17 protein-coding genes are annotated in these 17829 nt (G+C 68.5%); 12 read left to right on the top strand and 5 right to left on the bottom strand.

The features are described from left to right. Positions 1–54 precede the first annotated feature (54 nt). Together cadR and AVE30378_RS16960 are read left to right on the top strand one after the other, a co-directional pair. Positions 55–489, top strand: a complete 435-nt coding sequence (gene cadR / locus AVE30378_RS16965) for a Cd(II)/Pb(II)-responsive transcriptional regulator (RefSeq protein ID WP_129242040.1) — start codon at positions 55–57, stop codon at positions 487–489. 101 nt (positions 490–590) lie between these two features. After that, positions 591–1184 (top strand): nitroreductase family protein, encoded by a 594-nt coding sequence (locus tag AVE30378_RS16960; RefSeq protein WP_129242039.1) that lies wholly within the window; start codon positions 591–593, stop codon positions 1182–1184. 374 nt (positions 1185–1558) lie between these two features. Here AVE30378_RS16960 and AVE30378_RS16955 read toward each other — a convergent pair whose 3' ends face one another. Beyond that, entirely contained in the window at positions 1559–2146 is a 588-nt protein-coding gene (locus tag AVE30378_RS16955) for a MarR family winged helix-turn-helix transcriptional regulator (protein WP_129242038.1), read from the bottom strand. Positions 2147–2349: 203 nt separating this feature from the next. Between AVE30378_RS16955 and AVE30378_RS16950 the strand changes: the two genes are divergently transcribed. The 8 genes from AVE30378_RS16950 to AVE30378_RS16915 are packed head-to-tail and all read left to right on the top strand — an operon-like array spanning position 2350 to position 9906. Beyond that, the gene (locus tag AVE30378_RS16950) at positions 2350–3384 is read left to right on the top strand and encodes an ABC transporter substrate-binding protein (protein ID WP_129242037.1); all 1035 of its coding nucleotides are present in this window, start codon (positions 2350–2352) and stop codon (positions 3382–3384) included. 24 nt (positions 3385–3408) lie between these two features. Next, positions 3409–4500 carry an ABC transporter ATP-binding protein gene (locus tag AVE30378_RS16945; RefSeq protein WP_129242036.1) on the top strand — a complete coding sequence of 364 codons (1092 nt, stop codon included), beginning with the start codon at positions 3409–3411 and terminating at the stop codon, positions 4498–4500. Then, a complete protein-coding gene (locus AVE30378_RS16940; protein ID WP_129242035.1) occupies positions 4497–5345 on the top strand; it encodes an ABC transporter permease in 849 nt (282 codons plus the stop codon). Before AVE30378_RS16945 ends, AVE30378_RS16940 begins: the two co-directional genes overlap by 4 nt. After that, positions 5342–6133: an ABC transporter permease gene (locus AVE30378_RS16935; RefSeq protein ID WP_129242034.1), complete on the top strand. Its 792-nt coding sequence runs from the start codon at positions 5342–5344 to the stop codon at positions 6131–6133. Before AVE30378_RS16940 ends, AVE30378_RS16935 begins: the two co-directional genes overlap by 4 nt. A 14-nt stretch (positions 6134–6147) precedes the next feature. Next, entirely contained in the window at positions 6148–6966 is an 819-nt protein-coding gene (locus tag AVE30378_RS16930; RefSeq protein ID WP_129242033.1) for a polysaccharide deacetylase family protein, read from the top strand. Next, complete coding sequence (locus AVE30378_RS16925; RefSeq protein WP_129242032.1) at positions 6963–7709, top strand: SDR family NAD(P)-dependent oxidoreductase; 747 nt, start codon at positions 6963–6965, stop codon at positions 7707–7709. Before AVE30378_RS16930 ends, AVE30378_RS16925 begins: the two co-directional genes overlap by 4 nt. Positions 7710–7755: 46 nt before the next feature. Then, positions 7756–8493 carry an SDR family NAD(P)-dependent oxidoreductase gene (locus AVE30378_RS16920; RefSeq protein WP_129242031.1) on the top strand — a complete coding sequence of 246 codons (738 nt, stop codon included), beginning with the start codon at positions 7756–7758 and terminating at the stop codon, positions 8491–8493. Between the two features lie 30 nt (positions 8494–8523). Then, positions 8524–9906 (top strand): amidase, encoded by a 1383-nt coding sequence (locus AVE30378_RS16915; protein WP_129242030.1) that lies wholly within the window; start codon positions 8524–8526, stop codon positions 9904–9906. A 9-nt stretch (positions 9907–9915) separates the two neighbouring features. Here AVE30378_RS16915 and AVE30378_RS16910 read toward each other — a convergent pair whose 3' ends face one another. The 4 genes from AVE30378_RS16910 to AVE30378_RS16895 form a co-directional block, all read right to left on the bottom strand. Continuing rightward, positions 9916–10881: a Bug family tripartite tricarboxylate transporter substrate binding protein gene (locus tag AVE30378_RS16910; RefSeq protein WP_129242029.1), complete on the bottom strand. Its 966-nt coding sequence runs from the start codon at positions 10879–10881 to the stop codon at positions 9916–9918. Positions 10882–10962: 81 nt separating this feature from the next. After that, positions 10963–12150, bottom strand: a complete 1188-nt coding sequence (locus tag AVE30378_RS16905; protein ID WP_129242028.1) for a CaiB/BaiF CoA transferase family protein — start codon at positions 12148–12150, stop codon at positions 10963–10965. Next, a complete protein-coding gene (locus tag AVE30378_RS16900) occupies positions 12147–13250 on the bottom strand; it encodes a hypothetical protein (protein WP_129242027.1) in 1104 nt (367 codons plus the stop codon). The genes AVE30378_RS16905 and AVE30378_RS16900 overlap by 4 nt, the downstream gene beginning before the upstream one ends. A gap of 14 nt (positions 13251–13264) precedes the next feature. Further along, entirely contained in the window at positions 13265–15007 is a 1743-nt protein-coding gene (locus AVE30378_RS16895) for a TetR/AcrR family transcriptional regulator (RefSeq protein WP_129242026.1), read from the bottom strand. A 182-nt stretch (positions 15008–15189) separates the two neighbouring features. Between AVE30378_RS16895 and AVE30378_RS16890 the strand changes: the two genes are divergently transcribed. Both AVE30378_RS16890 and AVE30378_RS16885 read left to right on the top strand, forming a co-directional pair. After that, a complete protein-coding gene (locus tag AVE30378_RS16890) occupies positions 15190–16380 on the top strand; it encodes an acyl-CoA dehydrogenase family protein (RefSeq protein WP_129242025.1) in 1191 nt (396 codons plus the stop codon). Positions 16381–16595: 215 nt separating this feature from the next. Continuing rightward, entirely contained in the window at positions 16596–17828 is a 1233-nt protein-coding gene (locus AVE30378_RS16885) for a 3-methyl-2-oxobutanoate dehydrogenase (2-methylpropanoyl-transferring) subunit alpha (protein ID WP_129242024.1), read from the top strand. The last annotated feature ends 1 nt before the right edge of the window (position 17829 follow it).

Raw genomic sequence — 17829 nt, 5'->3', positions numbered from 1 at the left:
AGTTACTATAGGGTCAACCCCCAATATCAATCGGATTCGATCCGGGAGGCAACGATGCGTATCGGCGAATTGGCCACGGCGACCGGCACCACGGTCGAAACTGTCAGGTACTACGAGAAGGAAGGGCTGCTGCCCGCGCCGGAACGGGGACTGAACAACTACCGCAGCTATGGACAGCCTCACCTGGAGCGGTTGCGCCTGATCCGCAACTGCCGGGCGCTGGACATGACGCAGGACGAAATCCGCGCCATTCTGTCCCTGGCGGACAACCACCAGACGGGTTGCGGCCCCATTAACGAACTGTTCGACGAACACATCTCCCACGTGGACGAGCGCATCGCCGAACTCACGCAACTGAAGGCCCAACTGACCGACCTGCGGCAGCGCTGCCTGTCGGCCCAGCCCGACGCGGAGAACTGCGGCATCCTGCACGGCCTGAACGAGATGCAGGTCGAAGAGCGCCACGAACGGCACACGCATCTGGGCTGAAGCCGTCCGGATGCCCTTGCTGCGCGCCGGGGGATCGGGCCCCCGGCCGCGGCCATCGCGTAATATGAGAATATGTTTCTTTCCTATTTGCGCAGGAATCCATGACCCTTACCCAGACCGCCACGCCGCTGCATGCGCTGATTTCCCGCCGTTCCTTCAAGTTCCTCCGCGCCCCGGCGCCCAAGCCCGAGGAACTCGAACAGATCCTGCAGGCCGCCATGTCGGCGCCGGATCATGGCGCCTTGCGCCCGTGGCGGTTCGTGGTGATCCAGGGCGAGGCCATCGGCAAGCTGGCCGATCTGGCGCTGGACGCGGTCAAGCGCAGCGGCGACCCGCGCATGACGCCCGAAAAGGAAAAGTCCGTGCGCGAATGGATGGCAAGCGTGCCGCTGTTCGTCGCGGTGGCGCAGAAGATCGCGCACGACAACACCAAGATCCCCGAGCAGGAGCAGTTGCTGGCCACCGGCGCGGCCACCATGAACCTGCTGAACGCCGTGCACATGCTGGGCTACGCCGCGTTCTGGAGCACCGGCGTCGGCACCTACGTGGAAGACGTGCAGAACGCGCTCGGCCTTGACGCCCTGGATTACCGCTTCCTTGGCTTCCTGGCCATCGGCACGCCGGCTTGCGCGGTGCCGCAGGCCAAGCGCCCGGATTTCCGGGAATTCGTCACGGAGTGGAATGGGCCGGCCTGAGCGGCGCTGTAGTCCCCGTGTCTGACACCCGTACGAGATGCGCATGGCCAGCGGCGATGCGGCCGGGTGTCTGACACCGAAGCGTTGTGCGCTTTTGCTGGTGTCTGACACCCGGCACCGTCTGCTTCAGCCGGACGGACATTTCGTACGGGTGTCAGACACTGGGGCGTGGCTTGCGCGGCGCTGTAGTCCCCGTGTCTGACACCCGTACGAGATGCGCATGGCCAGCAGTGGTGCGGCCGGGTGTCTGACACCGAAGCGTTGTGCTCTTCTGCTGGTGTCAGACACCCGGCACCGTCTGCTTCAGCCGGACGGACATTTCGTACGGGTGTCAGACACAGAACATTTCCTACGAGTGTCAGACACAGAACATCTCATGCGTCAGTGTTGGGCGTCTGCCCCAGTTCGGGGGCGTTGGCCACCAGCATCCGGCTGAGCAGCCGCGCCAGGGTGTCGCGTTCTTGCGGCGTGAACATGGCGAGCAGGTCTTGTTCAGCCTGCGCGTGCGCGGGCATGGCTTTGTCGGCGAGATGCTTGCCTTTGGTGGTCAGCGTGACCAGCACGCCGCGGCGGTCGGCCTTGTCGACCTCGCGGCGCACCAGGCCCTGGCTTTCCAGCCGCTTGAGAATGTTGGACAGGCCGCCCGAACTGCACAGCAGCCGCGCCTGCAATTGCGAAGGCGCCAGGCAGTAGGGCGCGCCGTCCACCCGCAAGGTGGTCAGCACCGCGTACTCGATGTACTTCAGGCCGTAGGGCTCCTGCGACGCGTTGATGGCGCGCAGCACCACTTCCTCTAGCCGGATCAGCCGGCCCACGACTTCCTTGCCCGAACTGTCGATGTCCGGCCGTTCGCGCCGCCACTGCGCGATGCCGCGGCCGATGAGATCGTCGTCGGGATTCAGGTGCGAATAGGGCGTGGCGGCGTCGGCCGCCGCTTGCGTCGGGTTGTCGCGATGCGTCATGGATGCGTCCGGGATCGCCGGGTCTGTCCTGTCTGGAGAAGCATTTAACGCATTCCCGACTGTCTTTGCAAGCAGCGTGAAAACCCTCATTGATTATATCTTTTCAAAAAGATAAATTTCCGAAAAGCACCAAATGCCAGGGGTTTCGCTTGACGGTTTTGTCAAAGTGGAAGCTTCGGCCCATCTTCCCGCGAGGAGGTTTCATGGACGTCAGGATTTCCAAGGCGCTTGCATGCGCCGCCGTGGTCGGCATGTTCAGTTGGGGCGGCACGGCGCTCGCGGCCGACCTGGTGGTGGGTCTTTTCGGCGGTTCGTTCCTGGACGCCTCGCGCGAATGCCAGATCAAGGCCTTTGAAGAAAAAACCGGCGCCCGGGTGCGCACCAAGCTGGGCAGTTCGGCCCAGTTCGCGGCTGCGGTCCGCGCCACTGGCGGCAAGTCCGACTTCGATGTGGTGTACCTCGACAATTCGCTTGCCACCCAGCTCAGGAACGAGAAACTGCTCGAACCCATCGACCGCGCGCGCCTCGCCAATGCGAAAGCGGTGTCGCCGTCGGCCTTCGATGGCGATTCTCCTTCCTATGTAAGCTTCATGACGGGCTCCACGGTCATTGTCTACGACACGACGCAGGTCAAGACGCCGCCCAAGTCCTGGAAAGACCTGGCCGACCCGGCATACGACGGCAAGCTGGCGATCGGCGACATCAGCGGCACGGCCGGCTCGCAATTCCTGCTGGCGCTGAACCGGATGCACGGAGGCACGCTCGACAACCTGGACGCGGGTTTCGCCGCCATCGCACCGCTGGCGAAGGCGTCGGCGCTGCTGTACACCCAGGCCGACCAGATCGTGTCCCTGTTCGAGCGCAAGGAAATCGCGGTGGCGGTCTGGTATTCGGACCGCGCCGGGTCGGCCATAGACAGCGGCCTGCCATTGGCGGTGGTCTACCCCGAAGAGGGCGCGGTGGGCATCCTGCCCTCGGTAGCGATTCCCAAGGGCAGCAAGAATCCCGAACTGGCCACGCAGTACATCGACGCGCTGCTGTCCAAAGAGGTGCAGACCTGCTTCGCCGAGAAAAAGTACGCGGGGCCGGTCAACACCGAGGTCCGGCTATCGGAGAAGGCGTCGCGGATCGTGGCGGTAGGCAAGCACTTCGACGAGCTGTGGCTGCCCGATCCGGCGGCGGTGGCGCGGGGCATGCCGGCCTGGGTCGGCCGCTGGCAGCGCGAGGTCGCGCGCTGAGGCGCCGGCATACGGGACATCATCATGCCTGCATTGACACTGGAGCGCCTGGAAAAGCGCTATGAGGGGCACACGGCCGCCGCCGGCGTATCGCTGTCCGTGAAGGACGGGGAGTTCGTGTCGCTGCTGGGCCCCTCGGGCTGCGGCAAGACCACGGTGCTGCGCATGGTGGCCGGGCTGATCGCGCCGACCAGCGGCCGCATCCTGGTCGACGACCGCGACATCACCCGCCTGCCGCCCAACCGGCGCCAGGTGGGGCTGGTGTTCCAGTCGTACGCGCTGTTTCCCCACATGACGGTCTTCGAAAACGTGGCCTTCGGGTTGCGCCGCCAAGGCATCGATGGGGCGTCCTTGCGGACTCGGGTCGAGCAGGCCCTGGCCAGCGTGCGTCTGTCGGGCCTGGGCGAGCGCATGCCCAGGCAGCTCTCGGGCGGCCAGCAGCAGCGCGTGGCGGTGGCGCGTTCGATCGCGCCGCGCCCGAGCATCCTGCTGTTCGACGAGCCGCTGTCCAATCTGGACGCGGTGCTGCGCGACGAGATGCAGATAGAACTCAAGCGCCTGCAGCGCGAGGTCGGCATTACCACGTTGTTCGTCACGCACGATCAGACCGAAGCCATGAGCATGTCCGACCGGGTCTGCGTGCTGGCCGGGGGCGTGGTGCAGCAGTTCGACACCCCCGAGGCCATTTACCACCGTCCGGCCACCGGCTTCGTGGCCGGTTTCATCGGGCGGCCCAATCGGCTCCAGGGCCGCCTGGCGATGGACGGCGACGGCCCGCAGGCGGAACTGCAGGGCGGGCACCGCCTGCCGGTGGAACGCGCCGACGGCCTGGCCGCGGGCGACGCGCTGGACGTGGTGCTGCGCCAGGAAGACCTCTCCATACAGCCCTTGAAGGACGCCGCCGGCGCGGGCCTGCCGGGCACGATCGCGCTGCGCTCGTTCGTGGGCGCGCGGGTCCAGTACGTGGTGGCGCTGAAAGGGGGCGGGGAACTCATCGCCGATACGCCCACCAACGGTCCGCAGTCCGGCCTGGCGGCGGGCGACGAGGTATGGCTGGGGGTGCGGCCGCGGCACGTATACGCCACGCGCCGCGCAGGCGCGGAGGCCGCGGCATGAGCCGGCGGCCGGCGGGCGCGCTGCTCGCGTCGCCTTTGCTGCTGGTGCTGCTGCTGGCCTTCGTCGGGCCCGCGCTGTTCATGCTGCCGTTGAGTTTTCGTGAATATGTGCCGGGTTCCGGCATCGGCGCGGGCTACACGCTGGGCAACTACACCCGGCTGGCCACGGATCCGTTCTACCGCGAAGTGATCCTGCGCAGCCTGGGGCTGGGTTTGAGCGTCACGGTGCTCTGCCTGCTTCTCGGCTATCCGCTGGCCTGGGTCATCGCGCATGCGCGGCCGCGCCTGAAACTGGCGCTGACGCTGCTGGTCATCTTCCCCATGCTGCTCAATCTGGTCGTGCGGTCTTTCGGCTGGATCGCGCTGTTGTCCAATCGCGGCCTGCTGAACAACGCGCTGATGGACCTGGGACTGATCGAGCGCCCGCTCAAGCTCATGTTCAACCTGACCGGCGTGCTGGTGGGCATGGCCCACATTTTCCTGCCGTTCATGGTGCTGATGCTGGTCCCCGTGATCCAGGCCGTGCCGCGGGACCTGCGGGACGCGGCCTACACGTTGCAGGCCGGCAGGCTGCGCACCTTTCTGTCCGTGACGCTGCCGTTGACGGCGCACGGCATCCTGGCCGGATCCATCATGGTGTTCGTGCTGACGATCAGCGCGCTGGTCACGCCGCGCATGCTGGGCGGGCCGACCTACAAGGTCATGGCCACCATGATCTACGACGATTTCCTGCTGACCCTGGACTGGCCGTCGGGCGCGGCGATGGCATTCACGCTGACGGCGTTGACGCTGGCGGTGATCGGCGTATCCAGCCGGGTATTGAAGCGCTGGGGAGGAGAACAATGAGCGAACGCCGCGCGAGCGGGCCGGTGCTGACCGGCATCGCCTTCCTGGTCGTGCTGTTCCTGCAGGTGCCGGTGCTGGTGGTGGTGCTCGCCGCCTTCAGCGACACGGCCTACCTGACCCTGCCGCCGAAGGGCCTGACCCTGAAATGGTTTGCCGCGGCCCTGAACGATCCCGACTACCTGGAGGCCGCCTGGACCAGCCTGTGGCTGGCGGCCGGCTCGACCGCGGCGTCGCTGATGCTCGGACTGGCGGGCGCTTGCGCCATCCAGCGCCGCATGGTGCCCGGAGCCGCCTGGCTGAACGCGCTGTTCATGGCGCCGCTGATCCTGCCTTCGGTGGTGCTGGGGGTGGCGCTATTGCAGTACTACGCGGCCGCGGGGCTGCGCGGCAGCAGCGTCGGCCTGTGGCTGGCCCACGTGGTCATCACCGCGCCCTACGTGGTGCGCGCCAGCCTCGCCAGCCTGGCGTCGGCGGACGAAGCCTTGGAGGACGCGGCATGCGTGCTCGGCGCCGGGCGCCTGGAAGCGTTCCGCCTGGTGACGCTGCCGCTTCTCAAACCGGGCCTGGTGGCCGGCGGCCTGTTCGCCTTCATCACCTCGCTCGACAACGTGCCGGTATCGGTGTTCCTGCTGTCCGCCAGCCAGAACACCCTGCCGGTCAAGATTTTCACGTCGGTGGAGCAAGGCGTGGACCCGTCCGTGGCGGCGGTTTCCGCGCTGCTCATCCTGGTGACGGGCATTGCCCTGGTGCTCGCCGAGCGCTGGACGGGTTTTCACAAGCATGTGTAACGCAAGGAGCGGCAATGTCCGTGACGAGTAAGGGGTTTCCATTGTTCCTGACGTTCGACGTGGACGCCGAGACCATGTGGACGGCGCGCGACGCCGCCTACGCCAAGCGTCCCATCCTGATGTCCCAGGGCGCGTATGGCTGGAAGGTCGGCGTGCCGCGCGTGCTGGCGCTGCTGGCGCGCCACGAGGTCAGGGCCACGTTCTTCGTGCCGGGCGTGGTGGCGCTCGCGCATCCGGACATGGTCCGCGTCATCGTCGATCACGGCCACGAGGTGGCGCACCACAGCCACACGCACCGCTGGATCGTCAACCTGACGCCGGAGGAAGAGCGCGAGGAAATGGAACTGGGCATGGACGCGCTGGTCCGCACCGCCGGCTACCGGCCGCGGGGCTGGCGTTCGCCCGCGGCGGAGTTCAGCGAGATCACGCTGGATCTGATCCGGGAATATGGATTCGACTATTCGTCGAATTTCTTCGACGACGATTCGCCCTATCTGCTGGAAATCGGCGGCCAGTCCACCGACATCGTGGAACTGCCGTTCCGCTGGGTGCTGGACGACGCGCCCTTTTTCCAGTATTCGATCGTGCTGCCCGGGCGCACGATGCAGTCGCCTTCCGCCGTGCTGGAGGCATGGAAGCGCGAGTTCGATCTGTTGTACGCCGAGGACCGCATGATGATGCTGGGCATGCACCCCGAAATCATCGGCCAGCCCTCGCGCCTGTACGTGCTGGACGAGATGATCCAGTATGCGAAGGCGCATGAGCGGGTCTGGATAGACCGTTGCGACGCGATGACCGACGATATCCGGCCACGCCTGCGGAGCGCGGCATGAGCGCGGGCCGGCGGTATCTGGTGGCGGGCGGCGCCAGCGGTATCGGCCTGGCGTTCGCGCGGCTGGCGGCGGGCCAGGGGGCGGCAGTGGCGGTCCTGGACCGGGATGCCGCCGCGCTGGCCGAGGCCGGCCGGGAACTGCCGCTGGCCGCCGCGCTGGCCTGCGACGTGACGGACAGCGCGGCCGTCGAACGGGCCGTGCAGGAGGCGGCCGGCGCGCTGGGCGGCATCGACGGCGTGGTCAATTGCGCGGGGATAGACCTGCGCTCCGACCTGGAGTCCACGCGGGACGAGGACTGGAACCGCGTGCTGGCCGTGAACCTGAGCGGGCCCATGCACGTCTGCCGCGCCGCGGTGCCGCATTTGAAGCGGGCGGGCGGCGGCAGCATCGTCAACGTGTCCTCGGCGGCCGGCCTCAGCCCGCTGCCGCAGCGCAGCGCCTATTGCGCGGCCAAGGCCGGGGTCAATATGTTCGGCAAAGTGCTGGCGATGGAGCTGGCCGCCTTCGGCATCCGGGTGGCCACCGTGTGCCCGGGCGCGGTGGACACGCCGCTGTTCCGCTCCAGCTACGAGGACGGCCCCGATCCGCAGGCCGGCCTGGCCGCCATCCGCGCGCGCTACGCCCTGGGGCGCATCGCCAGGCCGGAGGAGCTGGCCGAGGCCATTCTGTTCCTCAGCGGGCCCGGCGCCAGCTATATCACCGGCGCGACCCTGGCGGTGGACGGCGGCCGGAGTTTCCATTGAGGCGGCGGGGGCGGGCCGCCGCCATGAACGAAGCGAGGGCCGTGCCATGAACGCGCGTTTCGAGGGCAGGATCGTCGTCGTGACGGGCGGCGGGCAGGGCATAGGCGCGGCCGCGGTCCGCCGTTACGCGGCGGAGGGCGCGCGGGTGGCGGTGCTCGATCTCGACGTGGCCGAGACGCGCCGCGCGGGACTGGCGGCGCTGGCGGTCGAGGGCGACTGCACGGAGGCCGCGGTGATGGCGGATTTCTTCGCTCGCGTGGAATCCGAACTCGGTCCGCCGGACGTGCTGTTCAACAACGTGGGGCAGAGCGCGCGGGAACGGTCCGGCCCTTTCGCGGAATCGGAAGAAGCGACCTGGCGCTTCGTGCTGGAAGTGTCGCTGCTGACGGCGATGCGCGCGTCGCGGCTGGTTGCACCGGGCATGCGGGCGCGCGGCTATGGCCGCATCGTCAACATGAGCAGCGACGCCGCCTTCGCGGGAGACGCCGGGTTGGCCGACTACGCCGCCGCGAAGATGGGAGTCATCGGATTCACGCGTTCATTGGCGCGTGAATTGGCGCCCGCCGGAATCACGGTCAACGCCGTGAGCCCCGGCGCGGTCCGCACTCGCGCGCACGAGCGGCTGGCGCCCGAGATCCTGGAGCGCATCGTGGCGCAGACGCCGGCGGGTTTCGTGGGCGACCCGGACGACGTGGCGGCCGCCGTGGCATTCCTGGCGTCCGAAGAGGCGCGTTTCATTACAGGGCAGACCCTGTTGATCGATGGCGGCCGCTGGATGGTCTAGCGGCACACGTATGACGGAGACGGGAAGGCAATGGACGAATTGACGGGCATGGACGCGGTAACGCTGGCCGCCGCGATCCGGCAGGGGCGGGTATCGCCGGTCGAGGCTGTGTCGGCGGCGCTGGATCGCATCGCGGCGCGGAGCGATCTGAACGCGTTCATCACGGTGACGGCGGATTCGGCGCTGGCCGCTGCCCGCGAAGCCGAGAGGGCGGTGCGCCGGGGCGATGCGCTGGGGCCGCTGCATGGGGTGCCGTACTCGGTCAAGGACCTGACCCTGACCGCCGGCGTGCGCACGACGATGGGGTCCGCCATTTTCGAGCATTTCGTGCCGCGCGAGGACGCCGTGGCCGTGGCGCGGGCCAAGGCGGCGGGCGCGATCCTGATCGGCAAGACCACCACGCCGGAATTCGGGCACAAGCAAAGCACCGATGCGCCCCTCTTCGGCCGCACGCTCAATCCCGTCGATCCGCGCTACACCTGCGGCGCTTCCAGCGGCGGCGCGGCGGTGGCCGTCGCGGCGGGCATGGGGCCGCTGGCGCTTGGGACCGACGGCGGCGGGTCGATCCGCATTCCCGCCTCGTGCTGCGGCATCGTGGGCATGAAGGCGACGCTGGGCGCGATCCCCAATCTACAGCCGGCGGACCTGTTCGGCGCGAATTCCTACGTGGGGCCGATGGCCCGCAACGTCGCCGACACCGCCTTGCTGTACGGTGTGCTCCAAGGCGAGGACCGCCGCGATCCCTATGGCCAGCTTGCGCTTCCGGAACGCGCGCCGGCGCGGGCCACGCTGGCCGGACTGCGGGTCGCCTATCTGCCCGCTTGCGGCAACCCGGTAGACCCGCAGGTGCTGGCGGCCACGGACGCCGCGGTCCGGCTCATGGAGCAGGACGGCGCCCGCGTGGAGCCGGTGTCGCTGGATTTCGTGTCGCTGGAGCGGCATTTCCTGGTCATTCTCGAATCCGTGACGGCTTCGCGCGTGGGCGCCAGGCTGGAGGCGTTCCGCGAACGCCTGGACCCATCCCTGGTGGCGACGGTGGAGCGGGGCCGCGGGCACGGCGCGGCGGCGCTGCTGGATGCGGTGGCGGCGCGCACGCAGGCGTTCAGTGCCTTGCAGGCGGTGTTTGAACGCTACGACGTCCTGGTCTCGCCCACGGTTTCCGCGCCGCCGCTGCCGGTGGGGCAGGACCCAAATGGCATTGTCGAGATCGCCGGCAAGCCGGCGGGCACCATCCGCGGCGCCTGGTATCCCTATACCTATCCCATGAACCTCACGGGCCATCCCGCGCTGTCCATGCCTTGCGGCCGCTCGGCGGGCGGATTGCCCATCGGCTTGCAGCTTTGCGGCCGCTGGCACGAGGACTGGCGGCTGCTCGACGTGGCGGCGCGCGTCGAGCGGCTATTGGCCGGCTGACGGCGCGGGTCAGTTCGGCTGCACGTCGGCCTGCTTCATGACGTCCAGCCATTTCCTGTTTTCCGCCGCGGCGAATGCCGCGAATTCGTCGGCGTCCATTTTGCTGGGGATGATGCCCTCGGTGGACAGCCGCCGGACGACCGCGGGCATGGCGGACGCGTCGCGCATGCTTTGGTTCAGGCGCTCCACCACGTCGCGCGGCGTGTCTTTCGGCACCCAGTAGCCGTACCAGGAGGTCACGTCGAAGTCGGGAATGCCGGATTCGGCGATGGTGGGCACGTCGGGCAGGAGGTCGATGCGCGCGGCCGAGGTGACGGCCAGGGCGCGTAGCTTGCCGCCCTTGATCTGGGGCAGCGCGCTCGCGACCGAGGCGTAGAGGACCTCGACGTGTCCGCCCAGCACGTCCGTCAGGGCCTGGCCGGTGCCGTTGTACGGAATGTGGCTGATCCGCACGCCCGAGCGCACATTGACGAGTTCGCCCACCAGGTGAGGCAGCGATCCCAGGCCGCCGGAGGCGAAGGTGATGCTTGCGGGCTTGGCGCGGGCGGCTTCGATCAGGTCGCGAAAGCTCTTGATCGGAGACTGGGCCCGCACCACCGCCACCATGGGCGCGAAGCCGAACACGCCGACCGGCGTGAAGTCTTTCATGGGGTCGAAGTGCAGCGTCTTGAATATGCCCGGGTACATGACCTGGATGGAGGCGTTCATCAATCCGGTGTAGCCGTCGGGCTTGCTCAGCGCGACATCGCGCGCGCCGATGGTGCCGGCCGCGCCCGGGCGCGATTCGATCACGATCGGCTGGCCCAGCAGCGTGCTCATCTCGGGCGTGAGCATGCGGCCGAACGTCTCCGTGGTGGAGCCCGCCTGGTGCGGCACGACGATGCGGACGGGCTGCGCCGGAAAGGGGGTTGCGGCCATGGCGTTCGGACCGGAAATCAGGATAGCCGCAAGCAAAGGCAGGTGATGCAATTTCATGGTTGTCTCCCTGTTTGTCGTATTGCCGGATGCCGCTGTGCCGCGGTTTATCTGATGGACGGCATGGCGCGCCGCCGGAATTCAGCGGGGCGGGCCGAGCGCCCCGGTGTCTCGCAGGCGGGCGATGTCGGCCGCGCCGTAGCCGGCTTCCCGAAGCACGGCTTCGCTGTGTTCCCCGGGCAGGGGAGGAAGCGTCCGCAGCGCCGCGGGCGTGCGGCTCAGCTTGACGGGAAAGCCCGGCCCGCGGTATTCGCCCTGGGCGAGCGCCATCTCCCGGTGCGCCGCATGCGGCGTTGCGATGGCTTCGGCCACGTCGAGGATGGGCGCGACGGGCACGCCGGCGGCGCTCAGGGATTCGGCGAGCGCGCGGCCATCCAGGCCGGCCAGCAGGCGCGCAAGCGCCGCGCGCAGTTCGGCGCGGTTGGCAATGCGGTCCACGTTGCGCAGGAACCGCGGGTCCCGCGCCAGCTCGGGACTTCCCAGTTCCGCGCACAGCGTGGCGAATTGCCGCTCGTTGCCCACCGCGATATACACCGGAACCGTGGCGGTGTCGAAAGCATCGTAGGGCGCGATGTTGGGATGGCCGTTGCCGGAGCGTGCCGGCGTCTTGCCTGTCCATAAGTAATTGGCCAGGTGCGGGTGGGCGACGCTCAGCGCGCAGTCATGCAGCGCCACGTCGCACAATTGCCCGCGGCCGGAGCGGGCGCGCTCGGCCAGCGCCGTGAGGACGGCGATCGTCGCCTGCATGCCGGTGGCGAGGTCCACCATGGGCACGCCCAGCCGCAGCGGCGGACCGTCCGCTTCGCCGTTGACGCTCATCAGGCCGCAGGCGGCCTGCACCGCGGCGTCGTAGCCGGGCCGGCCGCCCAGGGGGCCGTCGTCGCCGAAGCCCGTGATGCGGCAGTGGATCAGCCGCGGATAGCGTTCGCAGAGGGCGGCGGGGTCGGGGATGCCCCAGGATGCCAGCGTGCTTGGCTTGAAATTCTCGATCAGCACGTCGGCGCCTTCCAGCAGGCGCCAGAAGACTTCGCGCGCGTCCGCGCGGTTCAGGTCCAGGATGACGCCGCGCTTGTTGCGGTTCAGGGCCTGGTAGTAGGCCGCGCCGCCGGCATTCACCGGGGGGCCGAACGTGCGGGTTTCGTCGCCGGCCGGCGGTTCGATCTTGATGACGTCCGCGCCGTGATCGCCCAACATCTGGCCGCAGTACGGACCGGCGAGCACGCGCGAGGCATCGATCACCCGCAAGCCGCCGAGGCTGGATCCCGTCATGTCCGGCCTCCGGGGATGGGGCCGACCAGGATGCCGCGCGGCGCGATGCGCCACTCGAATGCCCCTTCGCCCTGGTCCAGCCGGCGCGCGACCTTCAGGTCCAGCCGGCGATCGTGCGCCGACAAGGCGCCTTCCAGCAGGCAGTTCCAGGCGTCGAACGCCGCGCCGTGCAATTGGGTCAGGCCGGCCATCAGCTTCCAGCTTGTCTGGCGCACGCCGGGCGCGCCGCCGTCCGCGATCAGTTCGGCCTCGTCTCCTTGGGCCTGCGCCAGAGCCACCATGAAACGCGCGAAATCCTCCGCGGATCCCTGGTCCGGCAGGCCGAAGGCGGCGGCGGTATCGCTGTAGAACTGCATACCGACCAGCCGGGCGGCGATGCCGCCCAGCCAGGCGGCTTCGTGCGGGCCGTGCAGGGCGATGAGTTCGGGCAGGGCCGTGCGCACGTATTCCATGGCGTAGTTGCGCCGCGCTTTCTGCAGGCGGTCCTGCGGCCAGGTGGCGGTGGGCAGCGTGGGCGCGCGGGACGGGTCGAAGTCGGGAGCCTCTTCGCCGCGGGCGTAGCGCAGCCGCTCGTCCTCGGAGAGGTCCCGGTCGTACTCGCAGTAATAGCCTTCCAGGCCGGGCTGGCCATCCATGGCCTGCTTGGTGCAGACGAAGCCGAGCCGGCGCGTGCCCAGCGAGACGCCGTTGTGCGCGTGCCAGCCGCGCAGCACGGCGCGGGAGACTTCGCCGGGAATCGCGCAAAGCGCGGTGCCTTGCCAGGCCCAGCGCGGCGTCGGATAGCGCACCCAGACCTTGCGGGACGACTCCTCCATGTATTCCACGCGCACGCCGCCGATGGCGTTCGAGAGATAGTGGTAGCGCGCCGCGGCCACGGCGGGAGGCAGGCCGGCGATGCCCAGTTTTTCGAGGCCGGGCAGGAAGCGTTCCAGATGCTGGCGGCGGAAAATGTGGAAGACGAGTTCGGCCGCCTCGCGGCTGCCGAGGCGAGTGACCATGGTCATCACCAAGCCGGTGAAATAGGCGTGGTGCCACTCGGCGACGGCGGACCAGCGGGCCGCGTCGCTGCCTGGGACGGCATGGGCCGGGAAGGTTTGCATGGTTATCGTCCGAGTCAGTGTCGATGGGCGGCGTCGGCCGGAGCGTCTGCCTGCGTGCCGGCGGCGGGCTGGTAGGCCTGGGTCAGGCCGGACAGTACGAAGGTGGCCAGGTGCGCGGCCAGGCGCTCCCGGTCCGCCGCGGTTTCTCCGGGACGGGGCTGGTACCACATGGTGGTCCAGTTGATGGCGCCGAACAGCGGTTTCGCGGCCAGGCGGGGATTCTGGCGAGGCAGTTCGCCCGCTTCGATAGCTTGCGTCAGCACACTCACGAATAGCTCTTCGTAGTGGTCGCGCAGGCTGATGACTTCGTCCAGGCGCGCGCGCTGTTCTTCATTGATGCGGCCCATGAGGTGCGATTCCAGTCCCTGCACCGCCACGCGCTGGTAGGACAGGTGCTTCATCACCTGCATCGCGTGCGCATAGGCCATCCGGTACAGCCTGTCGATCGCGCGCGCGCCGGGCTGCCGGGCGATGGGCTCGACCGTGGCGATGTTCATCTCCAGGGCGCGCTGGTACACCGCGGTGAACAGGTGCGCCTTGCTCCGGTAGTGGTGATAGATGCTGCCCTTGGTGACGCCCAGCGCGTCGCCGATCTGGTCCAGGGTCGTGGCGTCGTAGGTCTGTTGCGTGAAGGCGTCGGCGGCGGCGTCGAGAATTTCCGCGACGCGGTCGGGCAATTCGGCGGTGCGGGGATTCGGGGCGTGAGGCATGGCGGATGAGGTTCTGGAAGCGGTGGGAGACAGGGAAGGGCGAATGCCGCCGGCAAGCAGGACGGTCTGAGCTTCTTGCGTGCCGGCGGTCGCCTGGTGGATATGGCGTGCGCGCAGCAGCGCCTGCAGTGCGGCGGGGTCGGCCAGGGGGGATGCGCCGGCGAACTTCATGGCCGCCGCCAGCATCCGCTCGGCCGACTCGCCCGCCGATAGCAGCGCCATGGCGCTCGGCAGCCGGATGTTCTGGCCGGCATGCGCCGCGGTTGCGGCTTCGTGCAGCAGCGCTCGCGCCGCGGCGAACGCGCTGGCGCAGACCGCCAGTTCCTGCGCGCCGAGGGACGGCGCGGCATCGTCGAGCGGCAGCGCGCCCGCTGCTTGCGCGTAGGCTGCGAGCGTGACGCCATTGGCTTGCGCGGCCGCGGCGAGTCGGCGCAGGGCGTCGCTGCGCAGCATGGCGTCGCGGGCCTGCCCGGCCGCACCCAGAAGGTGCCCCGGGCCCACGCTGAGATCCACTCTGGCCGTGCCGCTGGCGGGACCGGTTCGGTCCGATTCGATGCCAGGAGCGTCCACCGGCAGCAGAAAGGCGGAGATCGCGTCGGCCTCGGTGTGGTGAGCGAACACCAGGAGCGGCGCGCCGGTCTCGGAACCGATCCAGCGGCCTTCGCCCTGGACTCGCCAGGAACGGCCTTCCGCGCGGGTCAGGAAGGCCGGCCGGCCGCTGGCCGGGTCCAGCGCCTCGGCCAGGTTGGCGGCTGCGGCCGGCCGTTCCCGCCTGGCGCGCGTGGCGGCAAGCTCGCCCATCGCGGCCGCGGCGCACCAGGCGGCGGCCAGGGCGGCCGACAGCGCCGGCCTCGGCGCGGACAGGATTTCGATCACAGCCAGGAGGGTGGCGGGAGGAGATGGCTGTTGCCCGCCGCAGAGCGCGGCGAGGCCGGACTGCGCTACCGAGGGGAGCGCGCCAGCGTCTTCGGGCTGGGCGGCCAGCCGGCGCGCGTGCGCCAGCCAACGGGCGGGCACACCGGGAGCAGAAGGCCAAGAGAGTGTCATGGAGCGTGGATCCTTGTGCGTATCTAAGTCCATACTTGTGAGCATGGTAGGAGCAGGCCATCTATATTTCAATAGAAAAATAGGATTGATTTATAAAGGAAAACCCTTGGGTATGAAATTGACCATACGCATAAGTATGTAGTTAGACTTTGACTTCCACGACGACGAAACCGAGGACGTTCATGAACACCGCTTTCCTTCCCTTGCACCAGCGTGAATCGATGGATCTGCCCTTTTTCGAGGCTGCCCACAAGGACTATCTGCGGCGGGTGGAGGCCTTTGCCGACGGTCGCGACGATCCGCCGGCGACCGCCGCCAACGTCGACGCGAATTGCCGCGGCCTGGTGCGGGCGATGGGCGCCGCGGGCCTGCTGCGCGCCTGCGTGCCGCTAGCCTACGGCGGCGACGCGCCCGCCATCGAGTCGCGCCGGCTGGCGCTGGCGCGCGAAGCGCTGGCCTATCGGCACGGCCTCGCGGACTTCGCCTACGCAATGCAAGGCTTGGGCAGCGGCGCCATCAGCCTGGCCGGATCGGAGGCATTGAAGGCCGAGATCCTGCCCAAGGTCGCCAGCGGCCAGTGCATTCCGGCCTTCGCGCTGTCGGAGAAGGGCGCGGGTTCGGACGCCGCGGGCATGGCCTGCCGCGCCCGCCTCGAAGGCGGCCATTACGTCATCGACGGAGAGAAGACCTGGATATCCAACGGCGGCATCGCGGACGTCTACACGGTGTTCGCCCGCACGGAGGAGGCGGCCGGGACGCGCGGGATTTCGGCCTTTGTGGTCTATCCCGGCGATCCCGGGTTTTCCGTCAGCGAACGGATCGACGTCATGGCGCCGCATCCCCTGGCGACGCTGCGCTTCGAGAATCTGCGGATCCCGGCCGACCGGCTGCTGGGCGCCCAGGGGGAGGGTTTCAAGCTGGCCATGCGCACGCTGGATATCTTTCGTGTGTCGGTGGCGGGCGCGGCGCTGGGATTCGCGCGCCGCGCGTTCGACGAAGCCCTGGCCCACGTGCGCGAGCGCCGCCTGTTCGGCGGCAGGCTGGGCGATCTGCAGCTCACGCAGGCGAAGCTGGGCGACATGGCGGTCGCCATCGACGCGGCGGCGTTGCTGACGTACCGCGCGGCATGGCGCCGCGATGCCCAGGGCCTGCCCACCACCCGCGAGGCCGCCATGGCCAAGCTGGCGGCGACCGAGAACGCGCAGTCCGTGGTGGACATGGCCCTGCAACTGTTCGGCGCGCGCGGGGTGCGGGTGGGGGAAACCCTGGAAAGCCTGTACCGGGAGATCCGGGCGTTGCGCATCTACGAGGGCGCCAGCGAAGTCCAGAAGGTCATCATCGCCCGCGATGCCTTGAAGGCCGCGGCCGCATGACCGCCGGCATTGGGTTGCGAGGCACGAATGGCCCGCAGCGCCAGTCTCCATGCGGGTCGCCCAATGGCAACGGCGGCTGTGCTATTGTTTTTAACCGGCCGGCCACGATCATCATTCCGTGGTCGAGCCGGCGATGATGCGGCACGAGGCTACCTCCTTGCGCCGCGTCCTTGGCAAGAATAAACGCATGACACGATCAAGCGTGGAGACAATACATGAGCCAATATGGGCCGTTGAAGTTGCACGTCCCGGAGCCCACTGGGCGCCCGGGTTGCAAGACCGATTTTTCCTACCTGCACCTGTCGCCGGCCGGCGACGTGCCCAAACCCCCCATTGATGTTGCCGCGGTCGATACCGGCGGGCAGGCCTACAGCCTGGTCCGGGTGATCGACAACGACGGCCGCGCCGTCGGTCCCTGGGCGCCGGAGCTCAGCGACGATCTGCTGCGCGCCGGCATGCGGACCATGCTGAAGACGCGCATTTTCGACGGACGCATGCTGACGGCGCAGCGCAAGAAGAAGATCTCGTTCTACATGCAGAGCCTGGGCGAGGAGGCCATCGGGTCGGCCCACGCGATGGCGCTGGAGCAGGGCGACATGTGCTTCCCGACCTACCGGCAGCAGAGCATCCTGCTGGCGAGAGACGTGTCGCTGGTCACGATGATGTGCCAGCTCATGTCCAACGAGCGCGATCCGCTCAAGGGCCGCCAGTTGCCGGTGATGTATTCCGACCGGGAAAGGGGCTTCTTCAGCATTTCGGGCAACCTGGCCACGCAGTTCATCCAGGCGGTGGGCTGGGCCATGGCCTCGGCCATCAAGGGCGACACGCGCATCGCGTCCGGCTGGATCGGCGACGGCGCCACCGCCGAGGCGGATTTCCATACCGCGCTGACCTTCGCCCACGTGTACCGCGCGCCGGTGATTCTGAACGTGGTCAACAACCAGTGGGCCATTTCCACCTTCCAGGCGATCGCGGGCGGCGAAGGCGCCACCTTCGCGGGCCGCGGCGTGGGCTGCGGCATCGCTTCGCTGCGCGTGGACGGCAACGATTTCCTGGCCGTGTATTCGGCTTCAAGCTGGGCCGCCGAGCGCGCCCGCCGCAACCTGGGCCCGACCCTGATCGAATGGGTGACCTACCGCGCGGGCCCGCACTCCACCTCCGACGATCCCTCCAAGTACCGTCCCGGCGACGACTGGAGCCACTTCCCCCTGGGCGACCCGATCGAGCGCTTCAAGAAGCACCTGGTCCTGCGCGGCATCTGGTCCGAGGCCGAGCACGACGCCGTCCGCGCCGAGCTCGATGCCGAGATCCTGGCCGCGCAGAAGGAAGCGGAAAGCTACGGCACGCTGGTGGACGGCCACGTCCCCAGCGCCGCCAGCATTTTCGAAGACGTGTACAAGGACATGCCGGAACACCTGCGCCGGCAGCGCCAGCAGCTCGGAGTCTGAT

This window comes from Achromobacter veterisilvae (genome assembly GCF_900496975.1).
Taxonomy (GTDB): Bacteria; Pseudomonadota; Gammaproteobacteria; order Burkholderiales; family Burkholderiaceae_B; genus Achromobacter; species Achromobacter veterisilvae.
The sequence above is the reverse complement of the archived record's forward strand: the minus strand, read 5'-3'. Positions and strand labels throughout refer to the sequence as shown.

Coding starts and splice junctions, on each gene's coding strand:
- AVE30378_RS16940 (WP_129242035.1), top strand. CDS start 4,497: ATGAGCCGGCGGCCGGCGGGCGCGCTGCTCGCGTCGCCTTTGCTGCTG.
- AVE30378_RS16925 (WP_129242032.1), top strand. CDS start 6,963: ATGAGCGCGGGCCGGCGGTATCTGGTGGCGGGCGGCGCCAGCGGTATC.
- AVE30378_RS16885 (WP_129242024.1), top strand. CDS start 16,596: ATGAGCCAATATGGGCCGTTGAAGTTGCACGTCCCGGAGCCCACTGGG.
- AVE30378_RS16930 (WP_129242033.1), top strand. CDS start 6,148: ATGTCCGTGACGAGTAAGGGGTTTCCATTGTTCCTGACGTTCGACGTG.
- AVE30378_RS16955 (WP_129242038.1), bottom strand. CDS start 2,146: ATGACGCATCGCGACAACCCGACGCAAGCGGCGGCCGACGCCGCCACG.
- AVE30378_RS16900 (WP_129242027.1), bottom strand. CDS start 13,250: ATGCAAACCTTCCCGGCCCATGCCGTCCCAGGCAGCGACGCGGCCCGC.
- AVE30378_RS16950 (WP_129242037.1), top strand. CDS start 2,350: ATGGACGTCAGGATTTCCAAGGCGCTTGCATGCGCCGCCGTGGTCGGC.
- AVE30378_RS16890 (WP_129242025.1), top strand. CDS start 15,190: ATGAACACCGCTTTCCTTCCCTTGCACCAGCGTGAATCGATGGATCTG.
- AVE30378_RS16915 (WP_129242030.1), top strand. CDS start 8,524: ATGGACGAATTGACGGGCATGGACGCGGTAACGCTGGCCGCCGCGATC.
- AVE30378_RS16895 (WP_129242026.1), bottom strand. CDS start 15,007: ATGACACTCTCTTGGCCTTCTGCTCCCGGTGTGCCCGCCCGTTGGCTG.
- AVE30378_RS16935 (WP_129242034.1), top strand. CDS start 5,342: ATGAGCGAACGCCGCGCGAGCGGGCCGGTGCTGACCGGCATCGCCTTC.
- cadR (WP_129242040.1), top strand. CDS start 55: ATGCGTATCGGCGAATTGGCCACGGCGACCGGCACCACGGTCGAAACT.
- AVE30378_RS16905 (WP_129242028.1), bottom strand. CDS start 12,150: ATGACGGGATCCAGCCTCGGCGGCTTGCGGGTGATCGATGCCTCGCGC.
- AVE30378_RS16910 (WP_129242029.1), bottom strand. CDS start 10,881: ATGAAATTGCATCACCTGCCTTTGCTTGCGGCTATCCTGATTTCCGGT.
- AVE30378_RS16960 (WP_129242039.1), top strand. CDS start 591: ATGACCCTTACCCAGACCGCCACGCCGCTGCATGCGCTGATTTCCCGC.
- AVE30378_RS16920 (WP_129242031.1), top strand. CDS start 7,756: ATGAACGCGCGTTTCGAGGGCAGGATCGTCGTCGTGACGGGCGGCGGG.
- AVE30378_RS16945 (WP_129242036.1), top strand. CDS start 3,409: ATGCCTGCATTGACACTGGAGCGCCTGGAAAAGCGCTATGAGGGGCAC.